This is a genomic window from Streptococcus sp. FSL E2-3494 (assembly GCF_038007085.1).
Classification (GTDB): Bacteria; Bacillota; Bacilli; order Lactobacillales; family Streptococcaceae; genus Streptococcus; species Streptococcus thermophilus.
The window spans coordinates 76997-98672 of sequence record NZ_JBBOWN010000001.1; the positions used below are offsets into that span (position 1 = coordinate 76997).

The 21676-nt window shown below is 41.0% G+C and carries 11 protein-coding genes, 18 tRNA genes, 3 rRNA genes and 3 pseudogenes; 2 read left to right on the top strand and 33 right to left on the bottom strand.

Annotated elements, in window-relative coordinates; all coding sequences use genetic code 11:
- Positions 1–49: 49 nt before the first annotated feature.
- The 5 genes from purC to NST05_RS00380 all read right to left on the bottom strand — a co-directional run bounded on the left by purC (position 50) and on the right by NST05_RS00380 (position 4442).
- Positions 50–757, bottom strand: a complete 708-nt coding sequence (purC, locus tag NST05_RS00360; protein WP_011226729.1) for a phosphoribosylaminoimidazolesuccinocarboxamide synthase — start codon at positions 755–757, stop codon at positions 50–52.
- A gap of 284 nt (positions 758–1041) precedes the next feature.
- The gene (locus tag NST05_RS00365; RefSeq protein ID WP_002949008.1) at positions 1042–1287 is read right to left on the bottom strand and encodes a phosphopantetheine-binding protein; all 246 of its coding nucleotides are present in this window, start codon (positions 1285–1287) and stop codon (positions 1042–1044) included.
- Complete coding sequence (plsX, locus tag NST05_RS00370; protein WP_084828405.1) at positions 1287–2291, bottom strand: phosphate acyltransferase PlsX; 1005 nt, start codon at positions 2289–2291, stop codon at positions 1287–1289. Before plsX ends, NST05_RS00365 begins: the two co-directional genes overlap by 1 nt.
- A gap of 215 nt (positions 2292–2506) precedes the next feature.
- Entirely contained in the window at positions 2507–3280 is a 774-nt protein-coding gene (gene recO, locus NST05_RS00375) for a DNA repair protein RecO (RefSeq protein WP_084828404.1), read from the bottom strand.
- On the bottom strand, positions 3267–4442 hold the full coding sequence (locus tag NST05_RS00380; protein ID WP_011680586.1) for a pyridoxal phosphate-dependent aminotransferase: 1176 nt from the start codon (positions 4440–4442) through the stop codon (positions 3267–3269). Before NST05_RS00380 ends, recO begins: the two co-directional genes overlap by 14 nt.
- Positions 4443–4653: 211 nt before the next feature.
- On the opposite strand from NST05_RS00380, the pseudogene NST05_RS00385 reads away from it, so the two are divergent.
- Positions 4654–5500 (top strand): annotated as a pseudogene (locus NST05_RS00385) (transposase).
- 48 nt (positions 5501–5548) lie between these two features.
- Here the strand turns inward: NST05_RS00385 and NST05_RS00390 are convergent.
- The 26 genes and pseudogenes from NST05_RS00390 to NST05_RS00515 form a co-directional block, all read right to left on the bottom strand.
- Positions 5549–6514: a ribose-phosphate diphosphokinase gene (locus NST05_RS00390; protein ID WP_011680585.1), complete on the bottom strand. Its 966-nt coding sequence runs from the start codon at positions 6512–6514 to the stop codon at positions 5549–5551.
- 213 nt (positions 6515–6727) lie between these two features.
- Positions 6728–8038: a peptidoglycan hydrolase PcsB gene (pcsB, locus tag NST05_RS00395; RefSeq protein ID WP_340742859.1), complete on the bottom strand. Its 1311-nt coding sequence runs from the start codon at positions 8036–8038 to the stop codon at positions 6728–6730.
- Between the two features lie 84 nt (positions 8039–8122).
- Complete coding sequence (gene mreD, locus NST05_RS00400; protein ID WP_002948139.1) at positions 8123–8647, bottom strand: rod shape-determining protein MreD; 525 nt, start codon at positions 8645–8647, stop codon at positions 8123–8125.
- A 1-nt stretch (position 8648) separates the two neighbouring features.
- Entirely contained in the window at positions 8649–9479 is an 831-nt protein-coding gene (gene mreC, locus NST05_RS00405; RefSeq protein WP_084828402.1) for a rod shape-determining protein MreC, read from the bottom strand.
- Between the two features lie 56 nt (positions 9480–9535).
- Positions 9536–9623, bottom strand: a tRNA-Ser gene (locus NST05_RS00410).
- 4 nt (positions 9624–9627) lie between these two features.
- A tRNA-Ile gene (locus NST05_RS00415) sits at positions 9628–9701 on the bottom strand.
- Positions 9702–9734: 33 nt separating this feature from the next.
- Positions 9735–9805, bottom strand: a tRNA-Gly gene (locus tag NST05_RS00420).
- Positions 9806–9817: 12 nt separating this feature from the next.
- Positions 9818–9890, bottom strand: a tRNA-Phe gene (locus tag NST05_RS00425).
- A 3-nt stretch (positions 9891–9893) separates the two neighbouring features.
- Positions 9894–9967, bottom strand: a tRNA-Met gene (locus tag NST05_RS00430).
- Between the two features lie 9 nt (positions 9968–9976).
- A tRNA-Ser gene (locus NST05_RS00435) sits at positions 9977–10066 on the bottom strand.
- Positions 10067–10085: 19 nt separating this feature from the next.
- Positions 10086–10159 (bottom strand) — tRNA-Ile (locus NST05_RS00440).
- Between the two features lie 14 nt (positions 10160–10173).
- Positions 10174–10247: transfer RNA gene (locus tag NST05_RS00445), tRNA-Met, on the bottom strand.
- A 5-nt stretch (positions 10248–10252) separates the two neighbouring features.
- Positions 10253–10326, bottom strand: a tRNA-Pro gene (locus tag NST05_RS00450).
- 7 nt (positions 10327–10333) lie between these two features.
- Positions 10334–10407, bottom strand: a tRNA-Arg gene (locus NST05_RS00455).
- Between the two features lie 14 nt (positions 10408–10421).
- Positions 10422–10507 (bottom strand) — tRNA-Leu (locus NST05_RS00460).
- Positions 10508–10513: 6 nt separating this feature from the next.
- Positions 10514–10585 (bottom strand) — tRNA-Gly (locus NST05_RS00465).
- A 6-nt stretch (positions 10586–10591) separates the two neighbouring features.
- A tRNA-Thr gene (locus NST05_RS00470) sits at positions 10592–10664 on the bottom strand.
- A 14-nt stretch (positions 10665–10678) separates the two neighbouring features.
- A tRNA-Leu gene (locus tag NST05_RS00475) sits at positions 10679–10760 on the bottom strand.
- A gap of 5 nt (positions 10761–10765) precedes the next feature.
- A tRNA-Lys gene (locus NST05_RS00480) sits at positions 10766–10838 on the bottom strand.
- Between the two features lie 19 nt (positions 10839–10857).
- Positions 10858–10930, bottom strand: a tRNA-Asp gene (locus tag NST05_RS00485).
- 2 nt (positions 10931–10932) lie between these two features.
- Positions 10933–11005 (bottom strand) — tRNA-Val (locus NST05_RS00490).
- A gap of 5 nt (positions 11006–11010) precedes the next feature.
- Positions 11011–11126 (bottom strand): 5S ribosomal RNA (gene rrf, locus NST05_RS00495).
- An 83-nt stretch (positions 11127–11209) separates the two neighbouring features.
- A 23S ribosomal RNA gene (locus NST05_RS00500) occupies positions 11210–14109 on the bottom strand.
- Between the two features lie 147 nt (positions 14110–14256).
- Positions 14257–14329: transfer RNA gene (locus tag NST05_RS00505), tRNA-Ala, on the bottom strand.
- Between the two features lie 54 nt (positions 14330–14383).
- Positions 14384–15931, bottom strand: a 16S ribosomal RNA gene (locus NST05_RS00510).
- The 16S, 23S and 5S rRNA genes sit together here with 18 tRNA genes alongside, the layout of an rRNA operon.
- Positions 15932–16331: 400 nt before the next feature.
- Positions 16332–17682: pseudogene (locus NST05_RS00515) on the bottom strand (IS3 family transposase).
- Between the two features lie 98 nt (positions 17683–17780).
- On the opposite strand from NST05_RS00515, the pseudogene NST05_RS00520 reads away from it, so the two are divergent.
- A pseudogene (locus NST05_RS00520) lies at positions 17781–19038 on the top strand (ISL3 family transposase).
- A gap of 42 nt (positions 19039–19080) precedes the next feature.
- On the opposite strand, the gene ftsH reads toward NST05_RS00520, so the two are convergent.
- Together ftsH and hpt are read right to left on the bottom strand one after the other, a co-directional pair.
- Positions 19081–21048 carry an ATP-dependent zinc metalloprotease FtsH gene (ftsH, locus tag NST05_RS00525; protein WP_011680579.1) on the bottom strand — a complete coding sequence of 656 codons (1968 nt, stop codon included), beginning with the start codon at positions 21046–21048 and terminating at the stop codon, positions 19081–19083.
- A gap of 15 nt (positions 21049–21063) precedes the next feature.
- Positions 21064–21606: a hypoxanthine phosphoribosyltransferase gene (gene hpt / locus NST05_RS00530; protein ID WP_002948598.1), complete on the bottom strand. Its 543-nt coding sequence runs from the start codon at positions 21604–21606 to the stop codon at positions 21064–21066.
- Between the last annotated feature and the right edge of the window lie 70 nt (positions 21607–21676).

Genomic DNA, 21676 nt, shown 5'->3' on the forward strand with positions numbered 1-21676 from the left:
TCCTTTATCTATTTCCACTAAAAGATTGTAGTGACGACCAAGTAAAACTTTACTTCAATCCTTGCAATTTTTCCAATACAACTTCATACACATCTGTCAAGCTACCGAGATCACGACGGAAAACATCCTTATCCATATGGTGCCCTTCCGCATCCCAAAGACGACAGTTATCTGGTGAAAATTCATCTGCCAAGATAATCTTGCCATCCTTATCAAAACCAAACTCCAATTTGAAGTCAATCAAACGAAGACCAATTTGCTCAAACCAATCTTTTAGCAATTCGTTGATACGACGTGTTTCCTCCTTGATATAAGCAATTTGCTCATCATTAGCAATATCCAAAAACTTCACATGCTCATCATTGATAAATGGATCATCCAAATCATCGTTTTTGTAGTAAAATTCAACGATTGGAGTTTTCAAGTCCAGACCTTCTTCCACACCGAAACGTTTTGAGAAAGAACCCGCAGTCACGTTACGAAGCACAACCTCCAAAGGAATGATTGTAACCTTCTTGTTAAGTTGTTCTGTATCAGAGATACGTTCGATAAAATGAGTAGCCACACCCGCAGCGTTCAATTTTTCAAAAATAAGAGACGAAATCTGATTATTAAGCACGCCTTTCCCTTTAATGGTCTCCTTACGAGCACCATTAAGCATGGTTGCCTGGTCCTTATAGACCGACTTAATCACATTTTCGTCTTCTGTACTATAAATATCTTTAGCTTTCCCAGTATAAATCAGTTGGTTTGACATAGAATCGTTCGCCTTTCAAGTTTGTTCATCTTAATTATATCACACAAAAATCCAAAAACAAACATATATCAAACTTTTTTGTTTTGTTAAACAAATAACGTTCGGATTTTTAGTGTTGGTTAGAGTTTTTTAATAAAAAAGTATAGAAAAAAGGAGTGAGATAGTGCTAAATCAATGTAACTTTTAGCTTTTTATCTCACTCCAATAAAATGAAAACATGCAACAACATATAGTTGCTTCATTATTCTATTCCTCTAGAATCTAACAACTAGAGTCTAGTTTTCTTATTTGTTATTCAATTGCTCAGACAAATAGTCTAACAAATCTGATACCTTATCCATATGATCAATGGTATTATCAGAAATCTCTAGGGAAAACTCATCCTCCAAATTAATAATGAACTCCATAAGCTCTATTGAATCTACACCCAAGTCATTTAATTTGGTAGCTTCGGTTAAAACAATGTCCTCTCTATCCAATTGCTCTTGAATAACGAGCTGCATTTCCTGAAGAATTTCTACTCTACTCATCAGTTAACCTCCTCTTTCGGGTCGAAAGCGTCAACTAGTTGCTCCACCACCTTAGTATCGAGCATCTTACGAACCTGCTTAATGGTATAGTAGACTGCTTTAGCATCACTAGATCCATGACATTTTACTACAGGAGCCTTGAGCCCAAAAAGAACAGCTCCACCGGCACTTGAGTAATCCATCGTCTCTTTCATACCTTTAAGTCTATCCTTCAATAGGAAGGCACCTAACTTAGCTTTGAGACCACCATTCATTATGGCTGACTTAAGAGTCTTCATTGTGCCAAGTCCAGTTCCTTCAATTGCCTTAAGAACCGCATTTCCTGTGAAACCATCAGCCACTACCACATCAGCAGCTCCAGACATGATTTCACGCGCCTCGACATTACCAATGAAGTTAATACTTGCTTCCTTGGATAAAAGCTCAAAAGCCTCCTTACGAAGACTATCCCCCTTTGTTTTCTCAGTCCCATTATTAAGGAGGCCTACACGAGGGGTGGCAATTCCACGTACATTTTTAGCATAGAAAGAGCCTAAAATAGCATATTGATGCAAGTGATTAGCTGTATTTTCAGCATTAGCTCCTAGATCAAGCATATCAAAGGGTTGACCAGTAAAACTTGGCATCGTTGACATAAGACCTGGTCTTTCAACTCCCTTAATACGTCCAACAACAAAAAGACCGGCGGCCAAAAGAGCACCTGTATTCCCTGCAGAGATTACAGCATCCGCTGCTTTCTCCTTAACAGCTTGTGCACCCAAAACCATCGAAGCTTTCTTTTTCTTTCGAATTGCTTTGACGGGCTCGTCATCCGAATTTATCTTTTCATCAGTATGTACAATGCTCACACGTTCATTCGCTGTCAAATAGTTTTTGATTTTAGCTTCCTCACCATAAAGCTGGATTTCAATATCTTTGAACTCTGCTAAAGCTTGGTTAACTCCCTCTACGATCGCTTGTGGCGCATTGTCGCCACCCATAGCATCCACTGCAATTACATGCATAGCATTCTCCCTCTCATCCTCTGCTCTTAAACAATAGACTCAAATTCTATCAATAAATCACTCTGTATCAAAGATAGACATCCCTCGGTCACTATCCCTAGCAGAGTCTTTCAGCTTATTGTCCTCTTATTATAGCACGAACTGACCTGCATTTTAACCCCTGAGACTGAAAACCTCTACATTCCTGTTTCACGTGAAACAAAAGAAGACAATGCTTAATCAGCACTATCTTCTTTACTCATAATATGACCCCAAGAATTTAGATTATCAATAAACTTCTTGCTTTTAAGATGAATCCCAACATAATTATCATAAAGCTCATCAATAAATTGTCTCAACTTTCGTTTCATTTCATCCTTAACAGATATGCTTCTCAATTCTTCAAACGAAAGACCCTGGAAACGATCCAAAAGATAAGGCACATTAGGGTCCAAATGACTACGCCTTTCATCTTCTTCGTAATGATTGGGACAAAGTAAACCTGAGAACTTATACGAGAAATCAAAAGGAAGACCAACACGATGACAAAAGACACATTCATGAAAATTCAATCGTACGCCAAAACGGTCCAAAACTTGAATCTCAAAGATATTAGTCAATATTTCATAATCTAAGCCCTCTTCCATTAACACAAGGGTTTTCTCTAAAAATGCAAATAATTGTGCATCTACCACACCGTCAGCAATAGCAGCATCAGTCAAGGCAGCTAAATAGGTCGCGTAAGACAGTTTAAAAATATCACTTGTAATTTCCTTAAAAGACTCTGCCTGACTATAATCCTCTATGAAAGATAAACCTTCATCATTTACAGTCATCATAAATTCAGCGATGTTTAAAGGTTGAATCACAGCACTCAATTTACCTGACCCACCACCTCTAACAAAAAACATCCGTTTACCAGCTTGTTTAGTAAAAATCTTAACCAGCTTATCATTCTCACGATAATTACGATTGAAGAGGATAACCCCCCTACTCTCAAGCTTCTGCATGTTCTTCCATAAACTCTTTCAAACGAGTCATAGCTGTTTCAATAGTGTCCATGCTAGCTGCATACGACAATCGAACATAACCTTCGCCATATTTCCCAAAAGCAACGCCAGGAATAATAGCAATAGCTTTTTCACGAGCAAAGTCTTGACAGAACTTAAAGGAGTCTTGATTATATCCTTCTGGAATCTTAGCAAAGATATAGAAGGCACCGTCAGGTTTAATAATTTTGAAACCAAGTTCAGTCATTTTTTCAAGAATATAATCCCGACGTTTCAAATACTCAACTTTCATTGGTTGTGCATCATCCTTACCAGCAGATAATGCTTCGATAGCTGCAAATTGTGCCATAGTAGCTGCAGCCGTCACCAAATACTGGTGACTCTTAATCAACTGAGCCGTCAAACTTGCTGGTGCAAAAATCAAACCAATACGCCATCCTGTCATCGCATGAGATTTCGACAAGCCGTTGATTAAAATAGTTTGCTCAGGCAAATATTCAGCAATAGAAACATGTTGATCTACATAAGTTAGTTCTGAATATACTTCATCACTAACAACAAAAATATCATATTTTTTCAGAACTTCAGCAATATCTTCAATCTGTTGGCGTGAATAAGTCACACCTGTTGGGTTGGTTGGGTAGTTAAGTAAAACAGCCTTAAGCTTATCACCTTGCTCTAAAATTGCCTTTTCTAACATCTCCGGTGTCAAAACAAAATCATTAGCTGTTGTATCAATTTCAACAATTTTAGCCCCAACTAGATTTGCAATCGGCTCATATCCTGGATAGGCTGGTGCAGGCAAAAGAATCGTATCACCTGGCTCCAAAATAGCTGTTAAAGACGCAGAAAGAGCTTCTGTGGCCCCAATAGTTACCAAAATTTCATTATCGGGATTATAAGTTAGATTGTATTTTTCCTTAACAAAATTCGCAGCAGCTTGGCGCAAATCAGGAAGTCCAGCCATACCTGTATAGTGTGACTGGTTCGCATCAATCGCAGTTTTAGCTGCTTCTTTCACATGATCTGGAGTCGTAAAATCAGGTTCTCCAAGCGTCAACTTTTTAATACCTGGAACATCTGAAATTGATTGGTCAAACTGACGAATCATTGAGACTTCAATCTTATCTAAATTTTTATTAAAACGTTGTGTTAAATCCATCACAGTCACCTCTTTGCAATTATTCCTAACATTATATCAAAAACTCAAACGCATTTAAACACCAAAAAACTGTCCTAGGCTAGCTTTAATGGCTCTATAATTTCTGTAGGGGGTAAAACCACTGTAGAGATTATGGAGCTTTTTAAATGCAGACAAAAAGTTCCATAAGAACTATAATGAAAAGTGACTAAACCATCATTAGCAAGAACTCATGAGATCTATTAAGAATACCACAGAGTTAAATACCTTAACATCATTACTTCTCTTGTTTTCGAAAAAGATACCTACATCGAGGTTCAAGCAAAACTGGAACTCCAACACTACGACGCCTGAAGAAACATCGGTTCCAGTGTAAAGATTGTAGAAAAGTCACGGTGGCTGAGACATTAATCGTTGAGAAAAACCACCAAATCTCCAATCTTATCCGACAAAAGGTAAGGTTTATCACGATGGACATGTCAGGAGCTTATATTCCACTAGTTCGAAGACTTTTCCTAAATGCCCAAATCATTATTGATCGTTTCCACATCATCCAGCAGCTTGTTCAAGCCTTTTTAAAGACAAGAATTGCCATTATGAACCAGTTCAATAAGAAGCCACTACCTTATCGATATTTAAAAATCACTGGAGACTCGCCGTAAGTTATCTTGTAAATCATTTCACTCGAAGACCTTTTGTCAAACCTTAAACCCACATGAAGTCGTTGAGAAGACACTGAATTTCTCAGAAGAGCTCGCTAATTATTACAACCTCTATCAACATTTGCTTTTTCACTTTCAGGATAAGAGGGTGAATGAGTTTTTTCACCCCATGGAGGAGAAAATAAGCAAGGTCAATTATTACTTCAAAACAGTCTTTAGGACCTTTCTTAGACACAAACGATACATCAAAAATGCACCAAAAACACAGTCCTCACATGCAAAATTGGAGGGGACCAATAAGCTTATCAAAGATATTAAACGTCTGGGCTTCGGTTTTAGAAATTTTATTAACTTTAGGAAGTATGTTTTCATCACTCTTAACATATAAAAAGAGAAGACCTATCTGATCCTCTCTAGATGTTAGCTTTTCGTCACCCACTACAGTTGACAAAAAGCCGCTTTAATCTATTTATGACCCATTTCGAACAATGGTGACAATGGGCGTTTTTCATGACTACGAATGATTGCTTCAGAAATCAAATCAGCAATAGATATTTGTTCAATTTTATCAATCAAACGCTCTTCTGGAAGATAAATCGTGTCAAGCACAACAAGCTTTTCAATAGCAGATTTTTGAATATTATCAAGAGCTGGACCTGACAATACAGGGTGAGTACATGATGCAAAGACATTTGTAGCACCAGCTTCAGCAAGTGCATCCGCTGCATGACAGATGGTACCTGCAGTATCAATCATATCATCAATCAAGATACATGTTTTCCCTTCAACATTACCAATGATATTCATAACCTCAGAAGTGTTCATTTTATCAACACTACGACGTTTATCAATGATAGCGATTGGTGTTTTCAAACATTGAGCAAGTTTACGCGCACGAGTAACACCACCATGATCTGGAGAAACAACAACCACATCATCACCCGTAAGACCAGCACGATCAAAATAATCTGCGATAAGAGGCGCTCCCATCAAATGATCCACTGGGATATCAAAGAATCCTTGAATTTGAGGAGCATGAAGGTCAACTGTCAAAAGACGGTCAACACCTGCTACCTCGAGCATATTAGCAACCAACTTAGATGTGATTGGTTCACGTGAACGTGCCTTTCGATCTTGACGTGCATATCCATAATAAGGCATAACAACATTGATTGTCTCAGCGCTAGCACGTTTTAGCGCATCAACCATAATCAAGATTTCCATCAAATTATCATTTACAGGAGAGCTTGTAGATTGAAGAATAAAAACGTGATGACCACGAATAGACTCTTCAATATTAACTTGAATCTCACCATCTGAAAATTCACGAACACTTGATCTTCCAAGTTCAATACCAATTTTATCAGCAACTTTTGCTGCTAATTCTTGGTTAGACGACAAAGCAAATAACTTTAAATTCGTATAAGACATGATTTCCTCCAAAATATCTACTAGACCATTCTACCCTTTTTTAAGTTGATTTTCAACGCCAAATAAATGGTGTCACATGAACTTAACAAGGATAAAAATACTTCCCCTTAGTCTAGAATTTTTTTCAAACACCATTATTTTCTCAGGCTAAATATATTATTTACATAAAATAAAAACGATTCGGGAATAGCCGAATCGCTTTTGTTATACTCATTATGGGTAAATATAAAATACAGAACCACCATGCGCTGATGATGTTGGATCAAATGTACCACGGTAGTTACTGATTGACATGTTACCAGCGTAGTTCGATTCCATAACTTGAATTGAATTTGCACCTGATGCTGATGTAACATAAGCTACGTGACCATAACCACCACCATCATTTGGCCATACCGCAATCGCACCGGCTACTGGAGTTGTACCTACTGAATGACCAGCTGCTCGCGCACTAGCAATCCAGTTTTTAGCATTACCCCAATTATTACCAGCCCATGGAGCCAATGATTTCACACCCCAAGTACATTGTCCAACTGGATATGTATTAGGAGTTGATGCTGCTGACACTTTATGTGTTTCAGCAGCTGGTGCAGGAGCTTCTGAAGCAGCTGGTGCAGCTGATTCTGGTTGTACTTCTGATGTTTCTGATGAAGCCGGCTCCTGTGCAGCCTCAGAAGCTGTCGATGTTTCAGAAACTGGTGCCTCTGAAGGCTGAGCTACAGCTTCAGAAGTAGCTGCTACTTCTGAAGAAGCTACTGATGTTGCTGCTTCTGAAGAAGCTACAACTTGTGCAGTTGCCTCTGATTCAGCAATTGCTTGAGACTGTGCCACTGATGCAGCCGTCGAGGCAGCTACAGATTCAGCAGTTGATTTAGCAGAGACAAGTGATGTCTTCTCATTTTGAGCTGTTGCCAATTCAGCAGCCAAAGTAACTTGTGCTGCTTCAAGTTCTGCTTGTTGAGTTGTCAAACCAGCTTCTGTTGTTTCAAGTTCTGACTTATTAGCTGCAATAGTATTAATTGCAGCTTGATTTTCTACTTGTTTAGCAGCAAGCTCTTTTTGATCTGACTCTTGTTTAGTCAATAAATCATTATTAGCTGTAACAACTTTTGAAATAGCTGTGATACGAGTAATAGCTTCAGAGATTGACTTAGAGTTCAAGATAGAGTTAATGTAGCTAGTAGCAGTGTTATTTTGTTGAGCACTACGAGCTTGTTTCGCCAAAGAATCTTGACGAGCTACAATCTTACTTGATAATTCTTGAATTTCAGATTCCAAATCTGCAGATACTTTTTCAAGTTCGGCATTTTTAGCTTCCAATTCAGTTTTTTGTGTTCTGAGAGTTGATACTTGAGATTGGATTGTAGCAACTTGTGCTTGCGCAGCCTCTTGTTGAGAAGCAAGGTTACTAATTGCGTTATTTGTAGCAGCGATTTGCGAATCATAATCCTCTGCATGTACTGATGCAGCTGCTGATAAAGTCACACCACTTACCAACACTGCTGAAAGAATGCGTTTTTTCATAATATAAAATACTACTCCTTTTCGATAAGACTCCTTAATTGTATCAAAAAATGGCGCAAACTTTGTTACGCCAATATTACAGTTTTATTTAAATCTATCAACTGAAAGATACAAAAATAATTTTTCGACAAAAGGTTTGATCAAAATAAAAATCAAAAGATTAAACACTAGACTAGGACTGAGTTGATAGATAATAAAATCACTAATATACTCATTTGTGAAGCCATAATATAAGGCAAAACCAAAATTTAAAGTATCAAAGAGAAATAAGAATAAAAAAGCCAGTAAACAATCAACATAAGCATTTCTCTTGACAAAACGCAATAGTTGAGAAAACAGATAGGATAAAAGTGGGAGAGTTATAATTACTATACCGAGTGTTTTGAAATAATATGTATCATATAGAAATCCTAAACAAACAAGGTATAGAAGTGAAAAATTATAAGGACGGCTGAGAGTTAAGATGAATAGGTAGATAATAAAGAGGTGGGACGATAGAAATAATTCTGGAGAAAAATAATAGTTAAGTAGCATTGAAATATGACCATCCCATAGAAAAGGAATAATACTCAACCAGTATGGAGTAACAGAAAACTTGAAAAACTTCATATTATTTACCCTCTCCAACAAGAGTGACATAAGAAATTTTATCAAAATCAGCATAAGGTTTAACTAAAATCGTACGATTCCCTTCATAATCAATCACAGATTCAACCTTACCAATTGGAACATCTTTTACTGAAACTTCATCTAGGCCACTTGTTACCACTTCAGAACCAACCTTAACATCAGAAGATGAATTTAGCTGAGTCATTTCCAAAAGCTTCTTTTTATTATCATAACTTGATATAATTCCAAAAATCTGACTTCCATCCTCACCTTTTACACTAGAAGCAATATAAGAATCATTTGAGCTATTGGAGAGTAAAGAGATAGTTGTACTATGATCATAAATTTTAGTTATAAAACCAAATACTCCACCATTAGAAGTCGCCAACATAGACTTACTAACACTCTTAGACTTTCCAACATTAATCGTTAACTCCTTCAACCAGGTAACAGATGGACGCATTGAAACCTCAGCAGTGATTACATTGTTACGACTAAGTTTATCCGAAAGATTTAAAGAAGCTCTCAAAGAGTCATTTTCTTCTTGTAAATTAGAGATGACAGCAGATTGATTTTCTAAAGTAGATAATGATTTCTTTAAATCACGATTCTCAGAATAGGTTGACAAAAAATCAGAAATAACATCATGAGATTTTGCTAATGCAGTAAATGGAACTGAAATAACAGAATCTACTTTAGACACAACTCCCGAGACATTAGAAGAAACATCCCTGGACAATTTATAGTTTCTAAAAACAAAAGAAATAAGCATTACAAAAAATAGAATAAGAACAAACGCGTATAGAAGAAATCGATAAAAACTATTTTTCATTTTGCCACCTCTATAAAAAAGAAAACGAATTATCATTTAGATAATTCGTCATAATACGGAGAATGGGGGATTCGAACCCCCGCGTCAGTTACCCGACCTAACGATTTAGCAAACCGTCCTCTTCAGCCTCTTGAGTAATTCTCCAATATGGGCACGAGTGGAATCGAACCACCGACCTCACGCTTATCAGGCGTGCGCTCTAACCATCTGAGCTACGCGCCCAAGCTAAATGCTTGGATATTTGTTTCCAAATAAAGCGGGTGACGAGAATCGAACTCGCGACAACAGCTTGGAAGGCTGTAGTTTTACCACTAAACTACACCCGCTTAACAACAAAATGGCGCGAGACGGAATCGAACCGCCGACACATGGAGCTTCAATCCATTGCTCTACCAACTGAGCTACCGAGCCATATTGCGGGAGCAGGATTTGAACCTACGACCGTCGGGTTATGAGCCCGACGAGCTACCTAGCTGCTCCATCCCGCGTTAATTATAAGGAGGATGTGGGATTCGAACCCACGCACGCTTTTACACGCCTGACGGTTTTCAAGACCGTTCCCTTCAGCCGGACTTGGGTAATCCTCCCAATATTATAAATAATATATGGACCTTGTAGGACTCGAACCTACGACCGCTCGGTTATGAGCCGAGTGCTCTAACCAGTTGAGCTAAAGGTCCAAGTAATCCATATATAGCGGCGAAGGGGATCGAACCCCCGACCTCCCGGGTATGAACCGGACGCTCTAGCCAGCTGAGCTACACCGCCATTAATCGGGAAGACAGGATTCGAACCTGCGACCCCTTGGTCCCAAACCAAGTGCTCTACCAAGCTGAGCTACTTCCCGATAAAAATGCACCCTAGAGGAGTCGAACCTCTAACCGCCTGATTCGTAGTCAGGTACTCTATCCAGTTGAGCTAAGGGTGCTTATTATTAAGTTATGCCGAGGACCGGAATCGAACCGGTACGAAAGTTTCCTTTCGCAGGATTTTAAGTCCTGTGCGTCTGCCAGTTCCGCCACCCCGGCTCCTCAAGCGAACGACGGGATTCGAACCCGCGACCCCCACCTTGGCAAGGTGGTGTTCTACCACTGAACTACGTTCGCGTTTTATGCCGGCTACATGACTTGAACACGCGACCCTCTGATTACAAATCAGATGCTCTACCAACTGAGCTAAGCCGGCTAACTTTTTTCTAATGCGGGTGAAGGGACTTGAACCCCCACGCCGTTAAGCGCCAGATCCTAAATCTGGTGCGTCTGCCAATTCCGCCACACCCGCATATATGACCCGTACTGGGCTCGAACCAGTGACCCATTGATTAAAAGTCAATTGCTCTACCAACTGAGCTAACGAGTCTCAAATATTTCTACTTGAACGGTCCCGACGGGAATCGAACCCGCGATCTTCGCCGTGACAGGGCGACGTGATAACCGCTACACCACGGGACCTATGGGAGTTAACGGGATCGAACCGCTGACCCTCTGCTTGTAAGGCAGATGCTCTCCCAGCTGAGCTAAACTCCCTATTTGCTAAGCGACTACCGTATCTAACAGGGGGCAACCCCCAACTACATCAGGCGTACTAGGGCTTAACTTCTGTGTTCGGCATGGGAACAGGTGTATCTCCTAGGCTATCGTCACTTAACTCTGAGTATTCTCAACTCAAAATTGAATATCTATACTGTATCAAGAAACCAAATCGTTGTCAATATATCTCAGTTACTTTCGTTGGATAAGTCCTCGAGCTATTAGTATTAGTCCGCTACATGTGTCACCACACTTCCACTTCTAACCTATCAACCTGATCATCTCTCAGGGCTCTTACTGATATAAAATCATGGGAAATCTCATCTTGAGGTGGGCTTCACACTTAGATGCTTTCAGCGTTTATCCCTTCCCTACATAGCTACCCAGCGATGCTCTTGGCAGAACAACTGGTACACCAGCGGTAAGTCCACTCTGGTCCTCTCGTACTAGGAGCAGATCCTCTCAAATTTCCTACGCCCGCGACGGATAGGGACCGAACTGTCTCACGACGTTCTGAACCCAGCTCGCGTGCCGCTTTAATGGGCGAACAGCCCAACCCTTGGGACCGACTACAGCCCCAGGATGCGACGAGCCGACATCGAGGTGCCAAACCTCCCCGTCGATGTGAACTCTTGGGGGAGATAAGCCTGTTATCCCCAGGGTAGCTTTTATCCGTTGAGCGATGGCCCTTCCATACGGAACCACCGGATCACTAAGCCCGACTTTCGTCCCTGCTCGAGTTGTAGCTCTCGCAGTCAAGCTCCCTTATACCTTTACACTCTGCGAATGATTTCCAACCATTCTGAGGGAACCTTTGGGCGCCTCCGTTACCTTTTAGGAGGCGACCGCCCCAGTCAAACTGCCCGTCAGACACTGTCCCCGATAGGGATAACCTATCTGGGTTAGAGTAGCCATAACACAAGGGTAGTATCCCAACAACGCCTCACTCGAAACTGGCGTCCCGAGGTCATAGGCTCCTACCTATCCTGTACATGTGGTACAGATACTCAATATCAAACTGCAGTAAAGCTCCATGGGGTCTTTCCGTCCTGTCGCGGGTAACCTGCATCTTCACAGGTACTAAAATTTCACCGAGTCTCTCGTTGAGACAGTGCCCAAATCATTACGCCTTTCGTGCGGGTCGGAACTTACCCGACAAGGAATTTCGCTACCTTAGGACCGTTATAGTTACGGCCGCCGTTTACTGGGGCTTCAATTCATGCCTTCGCTTACGCTAAGCACTCCTCTTAACCTTCCAGCACCGGGCAGGCGTCACCCCCTATACATCATCTTACGATTTAGCAGAGAGCTGTGTTTTTGATAAACAGTTGCTTGGGCCTATTCACTGCGGCTGACCATCAGTCAGCGCCCCTTCTCCCGAAGTTACGGGGCCATTTTGCCGAGTTCCTTAACGAGAGTTCTCTCGCTCACCTGAGGCTACTCGCCTCGACTACCTGTGTCGGTTTGCGGTACGGGTAGAGTATAATTAACGCTAGAAGCTTTTCTCGGCAGTGTGACATCACTAACTTCGCTACTAAACTTCGCTCCCCATCACAGCTCAATGTTAAAGATATAAGCATTTGACTCATATCACACCTCACTGCTTGGCCAGACACTTCCAATCGTCTGGTTTAGTTAGCCTACTGCGTCCCTCCATCACTATATACTCTAGTACAGGAATATCAACCTGTTGTCCATCGGATACACCTTTCGGTCTCTCCTTAGGTCCCGACTAACCCAGGGCGGACGAGCCTTCCCCTGGAAACCTTAGTCTTACGGTGGACAGGATTCTCACCTGTCTTTCGCTACTCATACCGGCATTCTCACTTCTATGCGCTCCAGCACTCCTCACGGTACACCTTCTTCGCACATAGAACGCTCTCCTACCATACCTATAAAGGTATCCACAGCTTCGGTAATATGTTTTAGCCCCGGTACATTTTCGGCGCAGGGTCACTCGACTAGTGAGCTATTACGCACTCTTTGAATGAATAGCTGCTTCTAAGCTAACATCCTAGTTGTCTGTGCAACCCCACATCCTTTTCCACTTAACATATATTTTGGGACCTTAGCTGGTGGTCTGGGCTGTTTCCCTTTCGACTACGGATCTTAGCACTCGCAGTCTGACTGCCGATTATATCTCATTGGCATTCGGAGTTTATCTGAGATTGGTAATCCGGGATGGACCCCTCACCCAAACAGTGCTCTACCTCCAAGAGACTTAACATCGACGCTAGCCCTAAAGCTATTTCGGAGAGAACCAGCTATCTCCAAGTTCGTTTGGAATTTCTCCGCTACCCACAAGTCATCCAAGCACTTTTCAACGTGCCCTGGTTCGGTCCTCCAGTGAGTTTTACCTCACCTTCAACCTGCTCATGGGTAGGTCACATGGTTTCGGGTCTACGACATGATACTAATGCGCCCTATTAAGACTCGGTTTCCCTACGGCTCCGTCTCTTCAACTTAACCTCGCATCATATCGTAACTCGCCGGTTCATTCTACAAAAGGCACGCTCTCACCCATTAACGGGCTCGAACTTGTTGTAGGCACACGGTTTCAGGTTCTATTTCACTCCCCTCCCGGGGTGCTTTTCACCTTTCCCTCACGGTACTGGTTCACTATCGGTCACTAGAGAGTATTTAGGGTTGGGAGATGGTCCTCCCAGATTCCGACGAGATTTCTCGTGTCTCGCCGTACTCAGGATACTGCTAGGTATAAAGACTATTTCGAATACGAGGCTATTACTCTCTTTGGCCTACCTTCCCAGGTAGTTCTTCTATAATCTTTAAGTCCACGTTGCAGTCCTACAACCCCGAAGAGTAAACTCTTCGGTTTGCCCTCTTGCCGTTTCGCTCGCCGCTACTAAGGCAATCGCTTTTGCTTTCTCTTCCTACAGCTACTTAGATGTTTCAGTTCACTGCGTCTTCCTCTACATTACCTTAACAGTAATGAGTGACAGGCATTACCTGCCGGGTTCCCCCATTCGGACATCTCTGGATCATTGCTCACTTACAGCTCCCCAAAGCATTTCGTCGTTAGTCACGTCCTTCATCGGCTTCTAGTGCCAAGGCATCCACCGTGCGCCCTTATTAACTTAACCTTATTTTTGGCCTTTCGACCTAACTCATTAAATATTCACAGCGTTTCGGTTTATTTTCTTGTTACTATCTATATGTAATTACTTACATATAGAATTTGATATAGATATTCAATTTTCAATGGACAATACTTGAATCTTTCGATTCAATGGAGCCTAGCGGGATCGAACCGCTGACCTCCTGCGTGCAAAGCAGGCGCTCTCCCAGCTGAGCTAAGGCCCCACAAGACCTCTCAAAACTAAATAAGAAACTCAAGTACATTCCGTTTTTCCTTAGAAAGGAGGTGATCCAGCCGCACCTTCCGATACGGCTACCTTGTTACGACTTCACCCCAATCATCTGTCCCACCTTAGGCGGCTGGCTCCAAAAGGTTACCTCACCGACTTCGGGTGTTACAAACTCTCGTGGTGTGACGGGCGGTGTGTACAAGGCCCGGGAACGTATTCACCGCGGCGTGCTGATCCGCGATTACTAGCGATTCCGACTTCATGTAGGCGAGTTGCAGCCTACAATCCGAACTGAGATTGGCTTTAAGAGATTAGCTCGCCGTCACCGACTCGCAACTCGTTGTACCAACCATTGTAGCACGTGTGTAGCCCAGGTCATAAGGGGCATGATGATTTGACGTCATCCCCACCTTCCTCCGGTTTATTACCGGCAGTCTCGCTAGAGTGCCCAACTGAATGATGGCAACTAACAATAGGGGTTGCGCTCGTTGCGGGACTTAACCCAACATCTCACGACACGAGCTGACGACAACCATGCACCACCTGTCACCGATGTACCGAAGTAACTTTCTATCTCTAGAAATAGCATCGGGATGTCAAGACCTGGTAAGGTTCTTCGCGTTGCTTCGAATTAAACCACATGCTCCACCGCTTGTGCGGGCCCCCGTCAATTCCTTTGAGTTTCAACCTTGCGGTCGTACTCCCCAGGCGGAGTGCTTAATGCGTTAGCTGCGGCACTGAATCCCGGAAAGGATCCAACACCTAGCACTCATCGTTTACGGCGTGGACTACCAGGGTATCTAATCCTGTTCGCTCCCCACGCTTTCGAGCCTCAGCGTCAGTTACAGACCAGAGAGCCGCTTTCGCCACCGGTGTTCCTCCATATATCTACGCATTTCACCGCTACACATGGAATTCCACTCTCCCCTTCTGCACTCAAGTTTGACAGTTTCCAAAGCGAACTATGGTTGAGCCACAGCCTTTAACTTCAGACTTATCAAACCGCCTGCGCTCGCTTTACGCCCAATAAATCCGGACAACGCTCGGGACCTACGTATTACCGCGGCTGCTGGCACGTAGTTAGCCGTCCCTTTCTGGTAAGCTACCGTCACAGTGTGAACTTTCCACTCTCACACCCGTTCTTGACTTACAACAGAGCTTTACGATCCGAAAACCTTCTTCACTCACGCGGCGTTGCTCGGTCAGGGTTGCCCCCATTGCCGAAGATTCCCTACTGCTGCCTCCCGTAGGAGTCTGGGCCGTGTCTCAGTCCCAGTGTGGCCGATCACCCTCTCAGGTCGGCTATGTATCGTCGCCTAGGTGAGCCATTACCTCACCTACTAGCTAATACAACGCAGGTCCATCTTGTAGTGGAGCAATTGCCCCTTTCAAATAAATGACATGTGTCATCCATTGTTATGCGGTATTAGCTATCGTTTCCAATAGTTATCCCCCGCTACAAGGCAGGTTACCTACGCGTTACTCACCCGTTCGCAACTCATCCAAGAAGAGCAAGCTCCTCTCTTCAGCGTTCTACTTGCATGTATTAGGCACGCCGCCAGCGTTCGTCCTGAGCCAGGATCAAACTCTCATTAATACTTTAATAATTGTTCGAGCGTTAACTCATTACCGTCGTCTGACGATTTATTCTTGTAAATTGACAGGTTATAATTCTTCTATCATAACCCTGCACTTGGTTTCTTATTCAGTTCTCAAAGGTCTTTGCCTCTCTTGAGACAACTTCTATATTCTAGCAAAGACAGAATATCTTGTCAACACTTTTTTTGAAGTTTTTTTCTCTTCTTCGTGCTGGCCGTCTCTCAAGAGACAGCTTATTTATAATATCATCCCTTCTTAAACTTGTCAATAACTTTTTTAAAGTTTTGGAACCTTTTTTAATAATTTTTTGTTATTAGTGAACTTTTTCATTAAAAGTAGAAAAAGATTAAAAAAGTCCCATAAGACCTGTACTGACTGCAAAAAGTTAGACAATTAATTTACACAAAGGACTTAGTTCTGTATTGCACAGGACCAAGTCCTTTTAATTTTACCTTAATGTGTTTGTTGTTGTAATAATCAATATAGTCTACAATAGCTTGTTCCAATTGCTCAAGTGGGTGAAACGTCTTCTCATAACCATAAAACATCTCAGACTTAAGAATGCCAAAGAAGGACTCCATCATACCATTGTCTGGACTATTTCCCTTACGTGACATGGACGGTTGGATCCCTTTATCCTCTAAAAATTGATGATAATACTGATGTTGGTATTGCCAACCTTGGTCACTATGGAGAATTGTATTTTCATAATGCTCCTCTGTGAAGGACTGGTCTAACATAGATTTCACTTGTTCTAAGTTTGGTGAAGTTGAGAGATTATAAGCGATAATTTCGCTGTTGAAACCATCTAAAACAGGCGATAAATACAATTTATGTGTGCTATTTGGAATGGCAAACTCTGTCACATCTGTGTAGCACTTTTCCATTGGGTTGGCTGCTTCAAACTGGCGTTGAATAAGGTTATCTGCTTTCTTGCCAACTTCTCCTTGGTATGAAGAATATTTGTGTTTACGACGAATTTGGGAACTTAAACCAAAGAGCTTCATCAGACGTTGGACCTTCTTCTGGTTCACTACAAAACCACGATTCCTCAATTCAAGAGTTATTCGGCGATAGCCATAATTTCCTTTATGCTCATAATAAATTTCTTGAATTTAGCCTTTAGTCTCTTCATCTTTGTCGTGCCCATCTAGTTGTTTCAACTGATAATAGTAAGTCGAGCGAGCTAAACGTGCTGTTTCAAGAAGTAAATCGAGTCGAAATCCTCCTGAAACCATTTCTCTAATTGTCTCTGCCTTTCTCGCTGTAAGGCTTCATCCCTTTCCTCTAACTCTTTTAACTTTTTTTAGGTAGGCCACCTCGGTACGTAAGCGTTCATTCTCCTCTTGGAGTCGCTCTAGTTCTGTCATTTCTTCCCAAGTTTTCTTACGTTTACGCCCCATTTTAGGTACTCTGCCTCTTCTTTTCTCAAGAATTGTATACCCATTTTTTATATTGTGCTATCTAGTTAGGCAACATTCCACCACTTGGAAGACAATAATCAAGACTTACACTTTTTTGTGAACGACCTTCAAGTAGCACTTTATCAATCATTTGTTGTTTTAATTCTGGAGAATAGTAACAATTCTTACCTTTCTTGATAATTTCTATTCCGTAACGTTCAATCAATCTCGTCATATATCTTAATCCAGAAGCACCCACACCAAATCGTTTTGAAAGTTGGTTGAAGGTTTGACCTTGCTTTCTCAATTCATATATTTGAACTTTATCTTCATAAGTTAATTTCATAATAAAAACACCCCAAAAGTTAGATAGAAAAATCTAACTTTTGGGGTGCAGTTCAACCTATAATGAAAAGTGACCAAACCATCATTAGAAAGAACCTAATGGAACAATTAGATTTTATCATAAACATACTCAGAGTTGAGATAAGAACATCATAATCTTGGATTATTTGGATGCTGGAACACATAAAGAAATCATCGCTAAGCTAGATTACGCTGCTCCTAAGTGTCTCGACTGTCAAGGACAAATGGCTAAATTTGACTTCCAAAAAGAATTTAAAATTCCCTATCTAGAGTGTGCGGTCTACAAAACTCTTATTCGATTGAGAAAACGCCGCTTTCGTTGTAACGTATGCGGAAAAAATGGCTGTCGCAGAGACTTCCTTAGTTCAAAAAGAACCACCAAATTTCAACGATCGTCAACCAGAAAATCACTCAAAAATTAATCGAGAAAGTCTCTATGACCACTATCACCGAAACTTTATCGGTCTCTACTTCGACAGTCATCCGTAAATTGAAAGAGTTCGAGTTCAAGTCTGATCTTAACCACCTTCCATAACACATGAGCTGGGATGAGTACAGCTTCAAGAAAGGTAAGATGAGCTTTATTGCACATGACTACGATACAAGAAAGATCGTAGCTATCCTAGATGGACGGACTCAAGCAACTATTCGCAATCATTTCCTTCGTTATTCTAGACAGGTGAGATGTCGTGTGAAAGTCATTACCATAGACATGTTTAGTCCCTACTACGATATTGCTAGAAAACTTTTTTCAAATTCAAAAATCGTTCTCGACTGCTTTCACATTGTCCAGCATCTCAATCGAGCAATGAATCGCGTATGCATACAAATTATGAATCAGTTTGATCGGAGATCGCACGAATATAAAGCACTGAAACGTTACTGGAAACTCATCCAACAGGATAGCAGTAAACTCAGTGATAAACGATTTTATCAACCAACTTTTCGGTCACACTTGACCAATAAAGAGGTTCTAGAAAAGCTCTTTTCATACTCACAAGAACTTAGACAGCACTATAATCTCTATCAACTCCTACTCTTTCATTTTCAAGAGAAACAAACGGAACATTTCTTTAGTCTTATTGAAGAAACAATTTCTTCTGTAAATCCTATTTTTCAAACTCTTTTTAAGACCTTTTTGAAAGATAAGGACAAGATTATGAATGCACTGGAACTTCCCCACTCAAACGCAAAACTAGAGGCTACCACTAACCTCATCAAAGTCATCAAGCGAAATGCTTTTAGCTTCCGGAACTTTGACAACTTTAAAACTAGAATTTTCATTGTTTTGAACATCAAAGAGGAGAGAACCAATTTGGTCCTCTCCAGGTTGTAACTTTTCATCAACCCACTACAGTTGACAAAGATCCGAAAAATTCTACTCTTCTTCATCTTTATTTTTGTTTTCAAGTCTCTTTTTAACTTCATCAAAGGATAAAGCATGGTTATCTTCTTCTGAATCTACCGGCATCTTACCAGTCTCATAAATTGATTTAATTTGTGCAGCGTCAAGTGTTTCATACTTAAGCAAAGCTTCTGCAATAAGAGCATGTGTGTCTCGGTTTGCATTGATAATTTCAGCTGCTCTGTCGTGTGCCTCAACTAAAAGTGATCGAATTTCTTCGTCGATGAGTTGAGCTGTATGAGCTGAGTAAGACTTGTCTGGCGTGAATTGACCTGGGTTCATCGCGTGGTTCCCCTCATATTGGACTGGTCCAAGTTTTTCACTCATACCATATTCAGTAACCATTGCACGTGCTAACTGTGTTGCCTGCTCAAAGTCGTTGGAAGCACCAGAAGTTTGAAGATTAAAAATAATTTCTTCTGCAACGCGTCCTCCCATCAATCCCGCTAATTGTTCTTTCAGTTCGTCTTTAGATGACAACATTTGATCTTCTTTTGGTAAAGAAATCATATAGCCACCCGCACGACCTCGGGGAACAATAGTAACTTTGTGAACATCACGAGCACTAGAGAGTGTTAATCCAACAATCGTGTGACCAGCCTCATGGTAGGCAACAACTTTACGTTCATGTTCCGAAACTTGGCGATCTTTCTTAGATGGTCCAGCAATGACACGATCCTCTGCTTCATCAATATCACTAGCATCAATCTTAGTCTTACCACGTCGTGCCGCAACTAAAGCAGCCTCATTCAAGACATTCTCTAAGTCAGCTCCAACAAAACCTGGAGTTTGCTGAGCAACAACCTTAAGGTTGACATCTTCAGCCAATGGTTTATTCTTAGCATGTACTTTCAAGATGGCTTCACGACCTTTTACATCGGGGAGTCCAACAAGAACTTTACGGTCAAAACGTCCCGGACGTAGAAGGGCTGGATCAAGAATATCACTACGGTTGGTTGCAGCAATGACAATAATATTCTCATTACCATCAAACCCATCCATCTCTATCAACAATTGGTTAAGGGTTTGTTCACGCTCATCATTGCCACCTCCCATTCCGGTACCACGACGACGACCAACAGCATCAATTTCATCAATAAAGATAATAGCACGCTCTGTCTTTTTAGCATCTTCAAACAGACTACGTACACGGCTAGCTCCGACACCGACAAACATTTCAACAAAATCAGAACCTGAGATGCTAAAGAATGGTACATCAGCTTCACCAGCCACAGCTTTAGCAAGGAGGGTTTTACCTGTTCCTGGAGGGCCTTCGAGGAGGACTCCTTTAGGAATACGTGCACCCAAAGCTTTATATTTACGTGGATTTTTGAGGAAATCTACTATTTCTACAAGTTCTTCTTTTTCTTCTTCTGCACCGGCTACATCTGTAAAGCGAACTTTAATATTTTCTTTTGACTGAGCTTTAGCACGATTACGGCCAAAGTTCATGGCACCGCGATTACCACCTTGATTCATCATAAAAATGAAAAAAATAGCAATACCAATCAAAGGAAGGTAACTAAAGAGATACGAAATCCAAGTACCACTTGAACTTTCACGTATCATTTTGATATTAACATTAGCTTTTTCTGAAGCTGACTGTAATGCCTGTATTATCGTTTCATTATGAAGCACAGTTGATGTAAATCTTTGTGTCTCTGACGATGCTCCACCTAAAAATGGCAAACTTAGGTCATTATCAACCTTTTCAGCCTTTTTGTAGTCTCCTTTAACTTCAATGATACTACCATTAGGTTGATAGGTAATTGATTTTACCTTACCATCTTCAATTTTCTTAATCAACTGGGTATAAGATAATTGTTGACTTGGACTTTGACTTCCTCCAACAAAATACTGTACTGCCGTTACAACCGCAATAATCATTACGATGTAAAGGAAAGCATTCCGTAAGAAGCTATTATTATTTTTATTATTCATAAGTTAATTAGCCCTTTACTTATTATAAATTTCTTCTTTTAGGACACCAACGTAAGGAAGGTTACGGTATTTTTCATCATAATCTAGTCCGAAACCAACAATAAATTCGTTAGGGACATCATAACATACATAATCAGCCTCAATATCCACGACGCGACCCTCTGGCTTATCAAAAAGAGTTGCAATTTTTACTGAGCTTGCTTTGCGGTATTTGAACATGTCTCGAAGATAAAGGAGCGTACGACCCGTATCGATGATATCTTCAATAAAAATAACGTCTCTCCCTTCGATATTAGTATCTACATCCTTAAGAATCTTTACTTCACCACTGCTGACAGTCCCGCCACCATAGCTTGAAACAACCATAAAGTCCATCTCAATATGTGTATCAATATGTTTGATAAGTTCTGCCATAAATGGAACAGCACCTTTCAACACACATACTAAAAGGGGATTTTTTCCTGCATAATCCTTTGTCAGTTGTTGACCTAGTTCTTTAGTTTTAGTTACGATATCCTCTTGGGAAAAGAGGATTTTTTTAATGTCTTTTTCTAACATTTGGTTTCCCTTTCTCGAAGTCGATATTGTCTTATTATACCACTTTTACTTCAATCATCGTTATTTTAAC